The organism is Streptomyces inhibens (assembly GCF_003389455.1).
Classification (GTDB): domain Bacteria; phylum Actinomycetota; class Actinomycetes; order Streptomycetales; family Streptomycetaceae; genus Streptomyces; species Streptomyces inhibens.
Genome location: NZ_QUAC01000198.1, coordinates 66,802 through 81,837, shown reverse-complemented (window position 1 = coordinate 81,837; position 15,036 = coordinate 66,802). Strand labels below are relative to the sequence as shown.

Annotated in this window: 13 protein-coding genes; 4 read left to right on the top strand and 9 right to left on the bottom strand. The window is 67.7% G+C overall.

The annotated features are described in order from the left end of the window. Window position 1: 1 nt before the first annotated feature. The 8 genes from DY245_RS24765 to DY245_RS24730 all read right to left on the bottom strand — a co-directional run bounded on the left by DY245_RS24765 (window position 2) and on the right by DY245_RS24730 (window position 8,819). The gene (locus tag DY245_RS24765; RefSeq protein ID WP_128509432.1) at window positions 2–1,303 is read right to left on the bottom strand and encodes a lysine N(6)-hydroxylase/L-ornithine N(5)-oxygenase family protein; all 1,302 of its coding nucleotides are present in this window, start codon (window positions 1,301–1,303) and stop codon (window positions 2–4) included. Window positions 1,304–1,391: 88 nt separating this feature from the next. After that, window positions 1,392–2,498 (bottom strand): cytochrome P450, encoded by a 1,107-nt coding sequence (locus tag DY245_RS24760; RefSeq protein WP_128509431.1) that lies wholly within the window; start codon window positions 2,496–2,498, stop codon window positions 1,392–1,394. Further along, the gene (locus DY245_RS24755) at window positions 2,495–3,676 is read right to left on the bottom strand and encodes an acyl-CoA dehydrogenase family protein (RefSeq protein ID WP_128509430.1); all 1,182 of its coding nucleotides are present in this window, start codon (window positions 3,674–3,676) and stop codon (window positions 2,495–2,497) included. The genes DY245_RS24760 and DY245_RS24755 overlap by 4 nt, the downstream gene beginning before the upstream one ends. Beyond that, complete coding sequence (locus DY245_RS24750) at window positions 3,676–5,847, bottom strand: iron-containing redox enzyme family protein (protein ID WP_128509429.1); 2,172 nt, start codon at window positions 5,845–5,847, stop codon at window positions 3,676–3,678. The genes DY245_RS24755 and DY245_RS24750 overlap by 1 nt, the downstream gene beginning before the upstream one ends. Before the next feature lie 30 nt (window positions 5,848–5,877). Further along, entirely contained in the window at window positions 5,878–6,768 is an 891-nt protein-coding gene (locus tag DY245_RS24745) for a 3-oxoacyl-ACP synthase (protein ID WP_128509428.1), read from the bottom strand. Further along, complete coding sequence (locus DY245_RS24740; RefSeq protein WP_128509427.1) at window positions 6,765–7,601, bottom strand: isocitrate lyase/PEP mutase family protein; 837 nt, start codon at window positions 7,599–7,601, stop codon at window positions 6,765–6,767. The genes DY245_RS24745 and DY245_RS24740 overlap by 4 nt, the downstream gene beginning before the upstream one ends. Window positions 7,602–7,629: 28 nt before the next feature. Next, window positions 7,630–8,349 carry a thioesterase II family protein gene (locus DY245_RS24735; protein WP_244943234.1) on the bottom strand — a complete coding sequence of 240 codons (720 nt, stop codon included), beginning with the start codon at window positions 8,347–8,349 and terminating at the stop codon, window positions 7,630–7,632. 209 nt (window positions 8,350–8,558) lie between these two features. Further along, the gene (locus DY245_RS24730; protein WP_128509426.1) at window positions 8,559–8,819 is read right to left on the bottom strand and encodes a hypothetical protein; all 261 of its coding nucleotides are present in this window, start codon (window positions 8,817–8,819) and stop codon (window positions 8,559–8,561) included. A 590-nt stretch (window positions 8,820–9,409) separates the two neighbouring features. On the opposite strand from DY245_RS24730, the gene DY245_RS24720 reads away from it, so the two are divergent. Next, the gene (locus DY245_RS24720) at window positions 9,410–9,835 is read left to right on the top strand and encodes an ankyrin repeat domain-containing protein (protein ID WP_128509425.1); all 426 of its coding nucleotides are present in this window, start codon (window positions 9,410–9,412) and stop codon (window positions 9,833–9,835) included. A 75-nt stretch (window positions 9,836–9,910) separates the two neighbouring features. Here the strand turns inward: DY245_RS24720 and DY245_RS24715 are convergent, their stop codons facing one another. Then, window positions 9,911–10,750, bottom strand: coding sequence for a patatin-like phospholipase family protein (locus tag DY245_RS24715; RefSeq protein ID WP_128509424.1), 840 nt, complete (start codon window positions 10,748–10,750; stop codon window positions 9,911–9,913). Between the two features lie 267 nt (window positions 10,751–11,017). On the opposite strand from DY245_RS24715, the gene DY245_RS24710 reads away from it, so the two are divergent. From DY245_RS24710 to DY245_RS24700, 3 genes are all read left to right on the top strand, one after another. Then, window positions 11,018–11,215, top strand: coding sequence for a hypothetical protein (locus DY245_RS24710; protein ID WP_128509423.1), 198 nt, complete (start codon window positions 11,018–11,020; stop codon window positions 11,213–11,215). A gap of 276 nt (window positions 11,216–11,491) precedes the next feature. After that, the gene (locus tag DY245_RS24705; RefSeq protein ID WP_128509422.1) at window positions 11,492–12,319 is read left to right on the top strand and encodes an FAD binding domain-containing protein; all 828 of its coding nucleotides are present in this window, start codon (window positions 11,492–11,494) and stop codon (window positions 12,317–12,319) included. Then, on the top strand, window positions 12,316–15,033 hold the full coding sequence (locus DY245_RS24700; RefSeq protein ID WP_128509421.1) for a molybdopterin-dependent oxidoreductase: 2,718 nt from the start codon (window positions 12,316–12,318) through the stop codon (window positions 15,031–15,033). The genes DY245_RS24705 and DY245_RS24700 overlap by 4 nt, the downstream gene beginning before the upstream one ends. Window positions 15,034–15,036: the final 3 nt, after the last annotated feature.

Sequence of the window (15,036 nt, the reverse complement as noted above, 5' to 3'; positions counted from 1 at the left end):
CTCATACCCTCCCTTGCAGCTCGCCGTCCTCGCTGCCCTCGTTCGCCCACTCGACGAAGGAGGAGAGCTGTTCTTCCCGCTGCACACCGCGCAGGCGGTCGACGATGCGCTGGCTGCGCCACGCCAGCAGGCTCAGGTTCTTGTCGGCGAGACCACGCTGGGCGGGGGTCCCGTTCTGGATGAAGATGTTGTGGTCCTCGGGGCCGTCCCAGCGCACCGCGTAGTCCCGGTCCACCTGGTACTCGCCGTCGTACCGGTCGAGCCGGTCCGCCAACGGGGCGAGCAGTTCCAGCAGTCCGGTGCGGAAGCCGGTCGACCAGACGATCACGTCGGTCGTCACATGCTGGGGTCCGTCGGGCCGGTCCTTGTTGACCACCGTCAGCTCCCACCCCGCACCGGCCTGGGCCACGCCCGTGATCTCGCGGTTCGGGTACAGCCTGATCAGACCGGGCGAGCGCGCGATGAACCGGTGGTGGTAGGTCTGCTGGTAGATCGCGCGCAGCGTCGACTCGGAGATGCCGTCGCTGGAGAGGACGTTCTCCTGGTTGATCCGCTCACGGGTCGCTCGCTCCAGGCCGTAGAAGTACTCCGAATAGGACGGCATGTAGAAGTCATTGGTGAACGGTGAGTCGTCGATCGGCAGGAAGTTGCTGCGCCGGGAGAACCACGAGACCCGGCTGGGCAGTTCGCCGCCTTGACGGGAGATCAGATCGAGGAACGCCTCGGCGCCCGACTGCCCGCCACCCACCACCACGACGCGCTTGCCACCGAGATCGACGGCCTTGTCGACGAAGTCGCACACATGGAACTGGCTGGGCGCATGCCAGCCCTGTCCGGCCGGCGGAATCCATGGCTGGCTGCCGACGCCGAGGGAGATGTTGTCCGCGGTGAGCACCCGTTCGTCGGTGCGCACCTTGAACACGCCGTCGAAATCGACCGACCGTACTTCCTCGCCGAACACGATGTTCTTCATGCGCCAGGTTGCCCATTCCAGGTAGTTGCGGAACTCCTGCCGGGGCACGGCGTCGAACTGGGCATTGATGAAGTGATAGATCCGCCCCTGGTCGTGCAGATAGTTCAGGAACGAGAACTTGCTGGTCGGATCGGCCAGGCTGACCAGGTCCTTCAACATCGACACCTGCAGTGACGTGCTGGGGATCTGCTGGCCGTCGTGCCAGCCGAAGGCTTCCTTGCGGTCGAGGAACAGGCTGGGCAGGTCCCGGTGCGGGTACAGCAGCGCGGCCAGACTGAGATTGGCCGGACCGGCACCGATGCCGAGCACCCCGAAATGCTTGTCGGTCATTTTCCGACGCCCCCGTTTCCGGTCGAGGACAGTGTGAGTTCCGCTCTCCGTTCGGTGCCGCGCTCCTCGTACCTGAGCCGTGATCGAGTCATCCGAGTTGCCCTTTCAGGACGGGGATGCGGGCGTTGGGTGAGGGCCGGTAGCCCTTGGGTGAGGGCGCCCCGGTCACCGTGGCGGTCACGCCGATGGTGATCGCGGCGGCCACGGCATGTCCGGGACACCGGTGGGCACCCCGGCCGAAGGTGAACACCTGCGGGTCCGCCCGGCCGGGGCGGAACGCATGGGGATCGGGGTTGGCCATCGGGTCGCGGTTGGCCGCGGCGAGCAGCAGCAGGATCGCCGAGCCCGCCGGGACTTCGTGGCCGGCGACGGTGGTCGCGGTCGCCACGAAGCGGCGGGTGTTCTGGATGGGCGCGTCGTGGCGGACCACCTCGGCGACGAAGGCCGGGAGATCGTCCGGCTGTCCGTGGCGGGCCAGCGCGAGCAGGGTGTTGCCGACCAGCCCCGCTGTGGCGTCATAGGTCTGCGACAGCAGGCCGATCACATTGGCGAGCAGCGGAGCGGTTGTTGGCCAGTCGTCGCGGGCGGCGAGGCGGACCAGCTCGCCGATCAGGCCGCCGCTCCCGGCGCGCAGGTGCGGGCCGAGCAGGTCGAGCAGCCGTGCGGCCGCGGCGGCCGCGGCCGCCTGGTCCTTTGCGGTGGCCGAGGCGGGCACGCACCGGACGAACTCGCCGATGAGCCGGGCCGCCTCATCCGGGAGGTCCCCGGCAAGGCCGAGCAGCGTGGCCACCACCCGTGCGGGCACCCCGAATTGGAGGTCCGTCCAGTCGGTCGCCTTGCCCGCCTGCTCCGCGGCCAGCGCGACGACCTGCTCCTCGCTGATCGTGTTCAGCGCCGATAGCAGGGCCTGCTTGCGGCGCACCTGCGGGGCACCGTCGGTCATCCGGACCAGCTCGCCGAACACCTCGCCGGCCGGGGTGCCGAGGATGCCGCGCGGCACCGGCTCGGTACCCGGCCGGACCCGGCAGGCCGGATCGGCGAGCACCTCGGACACCGCCGACGCGCCGGCCGCCACCCACAGCCCGCTGCCGGCGTCGTAGCCGAACGGCCGGTTGGCCACCAGGTCGGCATAGAACGGATAGGGGTCGGGGTGGGTGGCCGCCGTGGTCGGCGTCGCGGGATGTGGCTGCGTCATGGTGCCCCCCGGTGTGTCCGGTTCGGATCGATCGCCGACGCGATGATCGCCTGCTGCACTTCCGAGGAGCCCTCGTAGATCCGCAGCGACCGGATCTGCCGGTACAGCCGCTCCAGCAGACTGTCGCGGACCAGCCCGGCCGCTCCGAAGATCTGCACCGCGCTGTCCACGATCTCCTGTGCGGCCTCGGTGGCGTAGAGCTTGGCCACCGAGGAGTGCCTGGCGTAGCGGGGGCCGCCGTGGTCGATCTCCCAGGCCGACCGGGCCACCAGCAGCGCGGCCGCGTCCAGCTTGACCTCCATGTCGGCGAACGTGGCGCGCACCGTGGGCAGGTCGAACAGCTTCCCGCCGAGCATCGGCCGGTCCCGGGCCCTGGCCAGCGCCGCGTCGGCGGCCCGGCGGGCGAAGCCGAGCGCGGCGGCGCCGACGGTCATCCGGAACCGGTCCAGCACCTCCATCGCGATCGGGAACCCGCCGCCACGCCTGCCGAGCACCGCCTCCCGCGGCAGCGGGCAGTCGTCGAACACCAGGTGGCCGAAGGCCCGCGGAGCGATCATCGGCACCGGCTCGATGTGCAGGCCGGGCGTGGTCGCGGGCACCAGGAACGCGGTGAGCCCGAAGGCGCCCGGCCCGGGACCGGTACGCGCGATCACCGTGTACACGTCGGCGACACCCGCGTTGGCGATCCACGCCTTACCGCCGTTGAGCACCCAGCCGGCCTCGGTCTCGCGCGCGTCCAGCCCGATCGCGGCGACATCCGAACCCGCCGACTCCTCGGACACCGCGAAGGCGCCGCACAGCGTGCCCGCGGCAAGGCCCGGCAGATACCGGCGGCGCTGGTCGTCGGTGCCCAAGCGGCGGATCGGGGTGGCCGCCAACGCCTGGATGGAGAACGCGAAGTCGGCGAGATCTCCGCAGTACGCCAGTGCCTCCCGCGCCAGGCACAATGCGCGGTAGTCGTCGGGGCCGCCGTCGAGGAACGCCAGCCAGCCCGCGTCGCCGAGCGCGCGGAGGATACGCAGGCCGGCCGCTTCCGGCCGGCCGTCACCGGCGAGCAGGGCCCGGTGCTCCGCACACCATGTCACCAGGCGCTGGGCCAGCTCGCGGTGGTGATCCTCGTACAGGGGCAGTGCGAGTATCCGTGTGTCGAAGGTGCTCGGGGGCACGGTCGCGGTCATCAGATGACCACGTCCACCGGCTCGCGCCGGGCGAGGCCGGCCACCAGCTCGTGCTCGACGAAGTAGGCGAACGAGGCGTAGCCGCGCCAGATCCGCCGCCAGTGCGAGGCCACCGCGTCGGCTCCGGACAGCGTCGCCACATCGTGCAGGTAGGCGATGATGATCTCGGCCGACTGCCGTGCGTGACCGGCGGAGAGGTTGTCGATGGAGAGATGCGCCTCCTCGTAGGCGACGTCGAAACCGTGGCGGCGCAGCTTCTGCATCTCGTGCATGCGCTGGGTGCCGAGCCCGAACATCTCGATTCCCAGGTTGTAGCCGAGGATCTCGTCGTAGAGCGAGTCCGGGAACAGCGCGAGGCTGAGCTGGAACAGCGAGAACCCGTAGAGGTGATCGGGCAGTTCGTCCTGGTCGAGGAAAGCGGTGTCGCGGATGTGCGGCACCTCGATGCCCAGACTGGCGAGCACCTGGTAGATCAGGGTGATGTGGTTCTTGCCGACGTCGCCACGGCCCATCTCGTCGGCGTAGATCGAGTAGAGCATGCCGTCACTGCGGCGGGTGTAGCGGCCGGTCGCGCCGATGCGGTGGGCCCATGCGCCGTCGATCATGCTGCCGAGCGCGAAGGTCTTCTGACCGAAGACCACCTCGTCGCGGTCCGGGATCTCGGTCAGTGGCTGGTACGGGTTGACCAGCTTGTCCCAGTAGATGCGGTCGACGCGCTCGTTCAGCGCCGAGGGCGAGTAGTCGAACCAGCTCGCGTCGGTGAGGACGCCGTCACCGCCGTGCTCGAAGAGGACTTCGGCGCGGGCGAGTCCTTCCTCGGCGTTCGCGCGGGCGAGGGCCAGGGCGTTGGGGAAGTTCTCGATGTTGACCAGCCGGTGGAGGAATGCGCGGTCGTCGCCGCGGGTGGCGGTCCGGACCTCTACGTCGGGCGGGGTCGGCCTGATCGCCGCCGCGAGCGCGCGCGCTGCGTCGTCACCGGCCGTGTTCGGGGTGAGCTCGATGTCGGGCGGGTCCCCCGCGGCGATCGCCTCGGCCCACCGCTGGAAGGTCGCCGCTTCGCGCTCGTCGAAGATGCCGAACATGGGACCGCCGAACTTGATGGCCCGCAGGAACCGGCACCCGCCGTCACGCGGCTTCATCTGGGGCGACGCCCGGAAGTCGGCGAGGAACGCGGCCAGGTCGAAGGCGGGATCGTCGAACCGTTCGGTCAGCGGCCTGCCGCCGATGCGGACGTTGCGGTGCTGCTTGCCCGCGAACGGGGCATGCCTGGCCACGATCCGCGCCACCTGTGCGTCCAGGGAAAGGCCCGCATGCCATTCGGCGACGTCGGCGAGCAGGCGCGCATGGTCCAGTTCCATCGCCAGGGTGCGGGTGACCGCGGCGTACAGCCTGCGCCTGACCGGCGGCGGGGCCAGTGCGAGGTAGTCGGCGAGGGTGGCCCGCAGGTCGGCTTCGGTGAGCATGGGCCGTGTGCCGAGCAGCAGTTCGTCGATGCCGAGCGCGGCCATGACGTAGTGCGTGCCGACCACCTCGGGCAGGAATGTCGCCGGCAGCTTGGCCAGGCCGAGGTAGTAGGCGCCGTGCCACGCGGTGAGCGACCGGGCCTCCGCCTGCCGCAGGAAATCCGGCGCCGTGACATCCGGCAGGAACACGCCCTGTTCTTCCAGTGCGCGCCCGCGCAGCTGGTGCAGCCCGCGCCGGGGGTTGCCTTCGCCGCGCCAGACGAACTGATGGCGCACCAACTGGTTCACCACGGTCGCGGGTTGGGTGGCGGGCTGGGAGACCGAGTCGAGCCAGCAGCCCCCGATCAGCGCCAGCGGCGCACGCTGTGCCAGCACGGCGTCGCGCACCCGGGTTTCGGCTTCGCGCAACGGTTGCAGCATCCCGGTGATGTGCCGGCGCACCTGGGCTGTCCGTGCGGCGATGCCCTCGGCCTTCTGCTCACCGGCGTCCTGGACGGTCGGCTCCTCCGAGGCGCTGAAGAAACCTTTCAGCACGTGCCGGGCAAGGAGGAACACCACCTCGGACTCCTGGTCGCCGACCAGCCGGTGGTAGACGGACTCGGGGCCCGCGGCGATCACCTCGTCGGCCAACGCCGCGGTGGCCGGGTCGAACTCGGAAGTGGACAGCTGCGCTACGACGAATGGGTCGGGTAAGGCGAAAGCAGACATGGAAACCTCCGGACACTGTCCTCAGGCTGTTCAGCTCATGGCCGTGGTGGGTTTGTGCAGCAACATGGCGGCGCGGGAACCCGGCACGCTCGCGGCGAGCAGGTAGTACCCACCTGGTTCGGTGCGGCGGTCGACGAGATTGATCAGCGGGTCGGCGGCGAAGCAGTGGCCGGTCCGGGCGGTGTTGGCGGTGTCGAGTTGCGCGAGCGTGAAGCCGGCCAGCCGTTCCTTCATCACGACGATCGGGGTGTACAGGTTGCTGTGCAGCACACCGGCCAGGTCGCCGGGGGCCAGTCCGTGTGGGGTCAGCAGGATGTCGTTGACCTGCCGCGACAGGTCCGCGCTGATTTCGTTGCCCCAGTCCAGTGTCCGTATGTCCTGTGCTCCGGCCGAGCCCAGGATCTCGTAGTCACCCGGTCGCGCGGTGACCAGGCAGCCGGCGGCGCCGTCGCTGAAGAGGGCGAAGTTCTCCATCCGTTCGGACTCCGTGGCGCAACGGTCCGCGGTGATCACCAGGACGTTGCGGTACGTGCCGGTCCGGACGAAGGCCTCGGCCACGCCGAGCCCGGTCACCAGGTTGGTGCATCGGTTGAGGGTCAGGCCGAGGAAGGCGCAGTCCAGACCGAGGCCGCTCATGATCGTCTCCATGAACCCGCCATGGGTGTGCGCGTCGCCGGGGAACCGCGTCGAGCACAACACCAGGAAGTCCACGTCCGCCGAGTCGATGACCGTCTTTCCGGTCTCGATGACCAGTTCCTCCAGCGGCTTCTCGGTGCGGCGGACCTTGCCCCAGCCCCACAGCCGTGCGTCGGGCTGCATGCCGTACTCGCGAGCGCGCGCGGCGAAACCGGGGATCTCGTGGTGGTCCTGCTCGATCTCGCCGAGCAGGTAGCCGGGTGCGGTGAGGTAGGCAGGGGTCATGACCTGCCCAGCAGGGCGTTCGATTCGGCGTAGCCGAGTGCGGACTTGGCGAAACCGAACGTGCCCGGCCCCGCGAGTTCGGCCGCCGCGTCGAGCACCGTGGTCAGCGCGGCCCTGGGCAGCGCCGAGCCGAGGCTGATCCGGCGGACACCGAGGGCGCCCAACTCGGCGACCGACCGTTGGAGGAGGGGGCCGGCGGCGAGCACATTGACCGGCTTGTCCAGCGAGGAACAGACCGCCTTGACGGCCTCGATGCTCGGCAGCGCCGGTGCGTAGAGCACATCCGCGCCGGCTTCGGCGAATGCCTGCAGCCGGCGGATGGTGTCGTGGAGGTCGGGGCGCCCGTGGAAGAAGTTGTCGGCCCGGGCGGTCAGGGTGAACGGAAACGGTTGCGCGCGGGCGGCCTCGACCGCGGCGGCGATGCGGTCGACCGCTTCGGCGACATCACGGATCTCTTCGCCCGGCTCGCCCGCCTCACCCGTCGAGTCCTCGATCGACGCACCGACCAGCCCCGCCTCGGCGGCGCGTCGGATCGTCTCGGCCACGTCCTCGGGGCTGCTGCCGTACCCGCTCTCCAGATCGGCGGTCACCGGCAGATGGGTCGCCTCGACGATCGACCTCGCGTTGGCCAGCGTCTCGTCCCGGCCGACCAGCTGGGCGCCGTCGGCGTGGCCCATGCTGAAGGCGAGACCGGCGCTGGTCGTCGCGAGCGCGGAGAAGCCGTAGCCGGACAGTATCCGCGCGGTTCCGGCGTCCCATGGATTCGGCACCACGAAGGTGCCTGTGCGGTGCAGTTCGGCGAACCTGACGGCCTTACTACGTTGGTCGGTCATGCGTCCCCTTCTCAGGCGCCGCCCGGATCTAAATGAGTTCGACCGGTAACGCCTCCGCCGCGCGGCGGATGACGTCGGTGACCGCTTCCGGATGTTGCTCGAAATAGAAGTGGCCACCCTCGGACCAGTGCATCTCGGGCTCGACGACACACTCACGCGACCAGTCCGCCAGATCGTCACGACGGACCATCGGATCGTCGACGCCGTTGACCAGCGAGATCCCGAACGGCAATGCGGCAGCGGGGCGATATCGGTACTCCGCGACCATTCTGAAATCGGCTCGGACATCGGGCAAGATGAATTCCTGCAGTTCTGGATCGGCCACAATCTCCGGCCGCATTCCCCCGTAGAGCGCCACCGCCTCGGTGAGGCTCTGCCCGTCGAGCCCCGCCACCTCGACCATCCGCGGTGTCGGGTGCAGGGCCGGCGCGACACAGCCGGAAGCGATCAGATGCGCGGGGCGATCGCCGAGCCTGCGGGCCACCTCGAAGGCGATCAGCGCGCCAAGACTGTGGCCGAACAGCAGAAACGGCCCGGTGCGGTGCGCCGCGATCCGCTCGGCGATCTGATCGCAGACCGTCTCGATCCCGATACGCTCGGGCGGAACGACCGCGACCAGCGCGGTCACCCCGGCCAACGCCTCCTGCCACCCGACGAACGCCTGCGCCCTGCCACCCGCATGCGCAAAGCAGTAGGTACGGGGCCACCCCGATGGCACGGCACGCGCCATGTCGAACCATGAATCCATCGGCGTTTCCCCCCTCTGTCGAGCCCCGGGCAAAACAGGGCACCGTCCGGACGGTGAACTCGGGCAAAGCCTCACTTGTCGACCGCTGTTGACGAGCGGATCAACGGAATACTGATCCAATTAGTTGACCACGGCATGGACTTGTCAAGACCAGATGACCATGCCCGGGGAACATTCAGAAAATTCTCGATCATCAAATTCAGCCATGGCTAAAAATGTTCACAGAAACCCCCTGATCGCAAAAATCCAGCCATGATCGAAAGTGCCCCATAGGCTCCTTGCCGTGAAAATTCAGCCATGGCCGAAAACGCGGGCGGCGCTCGCGCTTGCGCCAACACCAGCGCTGACAACGAGCGTTCGTTGTCCAGCATGGATGCGGTGAGGAAGACCTCTGCGCCGTGCGCCAGGCCGGGCGGGAGGAGCCCCTGACAGGCCATCAACCTGCCGTCGCGCCCGACCTTCTCCGCCACGCACCCTCGTCAACCATGGCCGGACAGTCGCCCACCAGAGTCGGCCGGGATGGCCGGGATCTCCCCTGGACGGCGCAGAATGCGCGCAAGCCGCGCCACAACGGCGAGGACCCGGTCCTGCCGAAGCGGCACGGGGCCGGAAATCCGAAGCCACCAACGACTCGACCGGGGCGGGTGACCAGACCGGGCGACCGGAAATCCGCCTCGCGGAGCATCGACCACGTCCCCCACCGCGGTTCAGTGGCTCCGGACGCCGGCCGCTTGACTGGCTCAACACGCACTTGACCGACGCGGAGTGCGCGAACGGACCTGGACAACAGGCGGACGCAAGGTGAAATCGGCGCGGGGGCGGCGAGGGTGTGCCGACGCACCACCAGGGCCTGTTACGAAAGTCGATCAAGGTCTAGATGATCAAGAGCCATGGGCACGCGGAGAACTGACGAACATCCATTGGGCTCAGAGGCATCGAGCCGTGGCAACAAGACACGACCAGCTTGTCGTTCGCTACGTAGCGAACGTGCTGGTCGCCGCCATCAACGAGTGGATTTTGACTGGCCCCGCCGCGTCCCCGGTCGCTAACCTCGGCACCCATGAACCAGCGGCAGCGGAAGAAGCTCTCCCGGCATCTCTTCGAAGCAATTCTGATGGGTGACACCGCCCGGGTGAAGGCGCTTCTGCGGTCCGGGGCCGACCCGGAGCGAGCGGACAGCGAGGGCACCACCCCTCTGTACGCGGCATCCGTGAACGGAGAAGCCGCCATCGCCCGCCTGCTCCTGGTCGCCGGGGCCTCCCCGGACACCGAGAGCAGCGGACTCGGCTCGGAGGGCACGCCGTTGTGCGCAGCCGCCTGCTGGGGGCACACCGAAACGGTGCGCGAACTGTTGGCGCACGGCGCCGATCCGAACCTCCATGAAGATCACGGCACGGGCCGCTCCCCCCTGGACTGGGCGAACGACGGCCCCCATCCCGAAACTGCCGCTCTCCTCACCACAGCGGGAGCAACCCCCACGGGGTGACCACGTAGTATCGCCGTCCGTCATCAGAGATCCAGCCAGCTCGATGGATCTCAAGAGCCACTTTCGCAACAGGCCCTAGTTCCAGACCCCGGCCAGCGCCGGCGCCGCACGCAGACCCTGGTCGTGGCCGGCGCGGGCAGCGGCCTCTCGCACGGCCGGGTCGAGCAGGTTCGGGCCGATCGACGACGCCGCGGCGTCATCCGGGCGGATCACCGAGACCTTCGATCCCTGCGCACGCAGCGCGGCGACCTGGTCGTCGAGGTCGGTGTTGCCAAGAACGGCCATGACCTGAATCACGAGTATCTGGTCGCACCCCGCCGCGAGGTCTGCGTTTTCCGATGTGCGGATCTCGCCGTCGATGTAGCGCCGCCCGTCGATCGTGACCGGCGGCCAGGCTCCCGGCACCGCGCAGCTCGCCGCCACGGCGTCCACGAGATCAACGCCCGACGTCGGGTCGAACACGCGCTCCTCGCCGGTTTCCGCGTCCACAGCCACGATCTTCATGTCGGCCCGCGGCCAGCTGTGCGAGGGCAGCCGGGCCTCGATCACCGCGCGTCGCTCGGCCTCCGCGACGGTCGGCGCCGCCAGCGCCATGGCGCCGATCCGGCGTCGCAGGTCGACGGCGTCCGTGGCGCCGTCATGGGCGTCGAGAGACAGCATCATCAGGTCCTCGGCGCCGATGACAGGCGACAGTTCGGGTGCCTGGAGCGCCGGATCGACCTGGCGGTCGAGGAGTTCCTTGAGCGGGGTGCCACTGGTGATCTGCGCGGCCACCGTCGACCCCGCGGACGTTCCGACGATCACGTCCGCGTCCAGGACGTCGACGTTCCCTTCGAGAAGTCCGGCCAGCAGACCCGTCTGCCACGCGATTCCCGCCACACCGCCGCCGCCAAGTACCAGTCCACGTCGAGTCATTCGCCGATAATACGTTTTCGCGATTCCGTGGCACTGCCGGTCCCGGAGAGCGTCCGAAAAGCTTGTCAGCGGGCTGAATCCTGCCAGGCCCGGTCGTCAAACTCCCGCCTGCCCCGCGACGCTCCCCCAGGCAGGGAAGGTGCAGGTCACCGCCGTCCGTTCGGCCGGGCGGTCCGAGCCGTGCCAGGTCATGCCACGGGCGACATCGACGGGCCTGTAGTTGGCAGCTACTCGGGGGGGGACCCGCGCATTCGCCCGGCACCTGCTGTGGCGACGCTGCTCGGGCGTGGACATGTCCGGGCCGCTCACGGACAGGATCTTGATCCGTCGGGCGCCTCGCACGGAAAACCGTTCATGAAGGTCACCTCTCCCCTCACCTGGGAATTGGTAATCGACTGCGAAGCGATCGTCAACGGCACGGAATGGCAGGCTGAGGCGTCGAGTCGCTTCATGACGAAGCCCTGACTTGGCGAGGCCGGCCCGTTCTGCGATATGCTTGACGAGAATCTCTGTGCCCGCCGGTCCTTCCTTGAGCAGTTCGACCGCAGCGGCCAATAATTTGATTCTGTCGCGCGAGGTTGTGCCGCTTCCAGCGCGCATGGTGACCCGTCGACATTCGACGAATGCATCGAGCCGAATGTCCGCAATCGAAAAATGAACGCGAGCAGCGCCACGCGCTGGTTGATCGAGTTCGGTAGGCGGTCGTCGCACGATTATCCCTCGTGAGGGAGATCAGTTCCCATGGATCTCAACACCATCACCGAAGTCATCCGGCGACCATCCGATCGGCCAGGCGTGGACTGGCGCGAAGGCGACGCTTGGCTCGCAGGCGGAACGTGGCTGTTCTCCGTGGAGCAGCCACACCTGCGCCGCCTGATCGACCTGACAGCGTTGCGTTGGGATCCCCTCGTCCCGAGCGACGCGGGCCTCGAAATCGGCGCAACGTGCACCATCCGCGACCTGTATGCCTTTGCGCTGCCACGTGATTGGATCGCGGGCACCCTTTTCGCGAAAAGCTGCGAGGCGTTCTTGTCCTCGTTCAAAGTCTGGAACTCGGCGACCGTCGGCGGCAACATCTGCATGTCTTTGCCTGCCGGCCCAATGATCACGCTGACGGTCGCACTCGAGGCAGAGTACGAGCTGTGGGCTCCTGACGGGTCCACGCGCATCGTCGATGCCCTCGACTTCGTGACCGGCGACAATCAGAACGTTCTTGCTCCCGGGGAAATCTTGCGGCGCATCGACATTCCGGCACGCGCCCTGAGGAAACGCACCGCGCACCGCCGCTTCACACTGACCCGGCTCGGCCGTTCGACGGTATTCCTCATCGGTACTCAAACGCCGGCAATGGGTGACCTACTGCTCACGGTCACAGCCGGCACCACACGGCCTGTGCGCATTGCTTTCGACACCGTGCCCGATGCCCGAACTCTGCGGCAGAGCATCGACGTTATCCCCGCCGACGTCTGGTTCGCCGATCCCAATGGGACCCCCGACCACCGTCGCCACCTGACAAAGCATTTCGCCGAAGAGATTCGTCGCGAACTCATAGCTGGGGACCGGGCATGACATACCTCGTGAACGGCAAGAGCTTCGACGAAGAACCGGACCCCGGCCAGTGCCTGCGCACTTTCCTCCGTTCACTCGGCCACTACGGCGTCAAAAAGGGGTGTGACGCAGGCGATTGCGGCGCATGCACGGTGTGGTTGGACGGCGATCCGGTACACAGCTGCATCACCCCTGCTTCCCGCGCGGACGGTCGTGAGGTGACGACGATCGAGGGGATCGGGTCACCCGGCAACCTCCATCCGATGCAGCGACAGTTCCGCGACGCCCCGGGGTTCCAATGCGGTTTCTGCACCGCAGGAATGATCATGACATCGGCAACGTTCACCGAGGCCCAGAAAGAGGACTTGCCGCGGGCGTTGAAGGGCAACCTCTGCCGCTGCACCGGCTATCGAGGGATTGAGGATGCCGTGCAGGGCGTCGCCGGCGTAGAGACGGCCGAGCCAGGACAGGCCGTCGGGACGAGCGTCAATGCGCCGGCAGCCGACGATGTGGTAACCGGCCGCGCCGAGTTCACGATGGACACCCACATCGAAGGCATGCTGCACCTCAAGGTGCTGCACTCACCCCACGCGCACGCCCGGATCGTCTCGATCGACAAGACCGCTGCACTCGCAGTTCCCGGCGTGCATCGCGTGTACACCTGGGAAGATGTGCCGCGCAAGCGTTTCACTACGGCGATCCACACCGACCATCTTGTCGATCCGGACGACACCTTCATCCTCGACAACACGGTCCGCTTTGCCGGCCAACGCGTCGTTGCGGTCCTGGCCGACACGGTCGGAGCGGCAGAAGAGGGCTGCCGCAAGGTCGTCGTCGAATACGAGGTGATGCCGGCAGTGTTCGACCCCGAAGCGGCAATGGCCGAGGGGGCACCACAGCTACACAGCGCGGACGATCCTTTCGTCCGCGATCCCGTCCACAACATCTTGCTCGAAATCCATTCGCATATCGGCGATATCGAAGCAGGGTTCGCCGAAGCCGACGTGATCCACGAGGGAACGTATTCCTCACCGCGAGTGCAACATGCGCATCTCGAAACTCATGGCTCGATTGCCTGGATGGAGAACGGTCGTCTGAACGTCCGTACCAGTTCGCAGTCGCCGTCGATCGCGAAAGGCAAACTCGCCTATCTGTTCGCGCTGCGCCCGGACCAGCTCCGCGTGTTCTGCAAACGCGTTGGCGGCGGCTTCGGCGGCAAACAGGAAGTGATCTCGGAGGATCTGGCCGCGCTCGCCACCCTGGACACCGGGCGACCCGTCTGCTTCGAGTACACCCGTGAGGAGGAGTTCACCACGGCTTCGCCACGGCATCCGATGACGTTGACGGTCAAGCTCGGCGCGAAGGCGGACGGAACGCTCACGGCGTTCCAGGTGCGCAATGTGGCGAACACGGGCGCCTATGGCAATCACGGCGGTGAAACGCTGCGTGCGGGCGGTGCTGCCGTCATGATCTACCGCTGCCCCAACAAGAAGTACGACGCCTTCTCCGTCTATACGAACACCGTTCCGAGCGGGGCACTGCGCGGTTACGGAATGACGCAACCGGCGTTCGCCGTGGAATCGGCGATGAACGAACTGGCACTCGCCTTGCACCTCGATCCGCTCGAACTGCGGCGACGCAATATCGTGCGGCCGGGTGATCCGCTCGTCGCCATGCATGACGGCCCCGACGACGTGATGTTCACCGAGGACGGACTCGCGAAGTGCATCGACCTGGTGGACGACGCCATGGCCCGTACAGCCGATGAGCCGTCCCCCGGCCCCGGGTGGCTCGTCGGGGCCGGCGTCGCGAGTTCATTGCACGAGACCGCGCCGCCGACCGAGCACATCTCCGAGGCCTGGGTCACGCTTGGCGACGACCTCATGTACGAGTTGGCCGTCGGAACCGTCGAATTCGGCGAGGGTACGTCGACCGCGCATGTCCAGATCGCGGCCAACCAGCTGGGCACGACCCCGTCGCGGATTCGCCTGGTGCAGTCCGACACCGACCGCACGGGATTCGATACCGGCGCCTTTGCCAGTGCAGGTCTTTTTGTGTCGGGCAATGCGGTACTTCGAGCGGCAAATGCTGTGCGCGACCGCATCCTGGAATTTGCTGCCGCGCAGACGGGTGTCCATGTCGTGATGTGCTCGATGGACGACGAGGATGTCGTCTGCGGCGACCAGCGCGTGTCGTTGGCCGAGCTCGTCGCATGGGCCCGAGCGCGCGGAATTCGGTTCACTGCCGCCCGCAAGGCCTACGGCTCACCTCGAAGTGTCCTCTCCAATGCGCAGGGGTTCCGTATCGCCGTCCATCGGGTGACGGGTGAGATCCGTATCCTTTACAGCGTCCAGGCGACCGACGCAGGCGCGGTCATCAACCCCGCGCAGGTCCGGGGACAGATAGAAGGCGGTGTCGCCCAGGGAATCGGCTTCACGCTGACCGAGAATTACCATGTCGACGCGAACGGTGTCATGGTCAACCCGAACTTCCGCAACTACCGCATCCCCACCTACGCCGATATCCCCCGCACCGACGTGCTCCTGGTGGACTCGACGGATTCCGTTGGGCCCATGCGATCGAAGGGGATGGCGGAATGCTGTATCAACCCGGTGGCCCCCGCGTTGGCCAATGCGCTCCACGACGCCACGGGCGTTCGCTACCGCGCGCTGCCCCTGACTCCGGAACGCATTTACAGCCGACTCAACGAAAACCGGTCGGTGTCGGCGGTCTGAGCC

Bases quoted from the DNA above. Each gene is read 5' to 3' on its own strand.
- DY245_RS24765 (WP_128509432.1), bottom strand. From the start codon at position 1,303: ATGACCGACAAGCATTTCGGGGTGCTCGGCATCGGTGCCGGTCCGGCC.
- DY245_RS24760 (WP_128509431.1), bottom strand. From the start codon at position 2,498: ATGACGCAGCCACATCCCGCGACGCCGACCACGGCGGCCACCCACCCC.
- DY245_RS24755 (WP_128509430.1), bottom strand. From the start codon at position 3,676: ATGACCGCGACCGTGCCCCCGAGCACCTTCGACACACGGATACTCGCA.
- DY245_RS24750 (WP_128509429.1), bottom strand. From the start codon at position 5,847: ATGTCTGCTTTCGCCTTACCCGACCCATTCGTCGTAGCGCAGCTGTCC.
- DY245_RS24745 (WP_128509428.1), bottom strand. From the start codon at position 6,768: ATGACCCCTGCCTACCTCACCGCACCCGGCTACCTGCTCGGCGAGATC.
- DY245_RS24740 (WP_128509427.1), bottom strand. From the start codon at position 7,601: ATGACCGACCAACGTAGTAAGGCCGTCAGGTTCGCCGAACTGCACCGC.
- DY245_RS24735 (WP_244943234.1), bottom strand. From the start codon at position 8,349: ATGGATTCATGGTTCGACATGGCGCGTGCCGTGCCATCGGGGTGGCCC.
- DY245_RS24720 (WP_128509425.1), top strand. From the start codon at position 9,410: ATGAACCAGCGGCAGCGGAAGAAGCTCTCCCGGCATCTCTTCGAAGCA.
- DY245_RS24715 (WP_128509424.1), bottom strand. From the start codon at position 10,750: ATGACTCGACGTGGACTGGTACTTGGCGGCGGCGGTGTGGCGGGAATC.
- DY245_RS24705 (WP_128509422.1), top strand. From the start codon at position 11,492: ATGGATCTCAACACCATCACCGAAGTCATCCGGCGACCATCCGATCGG.
- DY245_RS24700 (WP_128509421.1), top strand. From the start codon at position 12,316: ATGACATACCTCGTGAACGGCAAGAGCTTCGACGAAGAACCGGACCCC.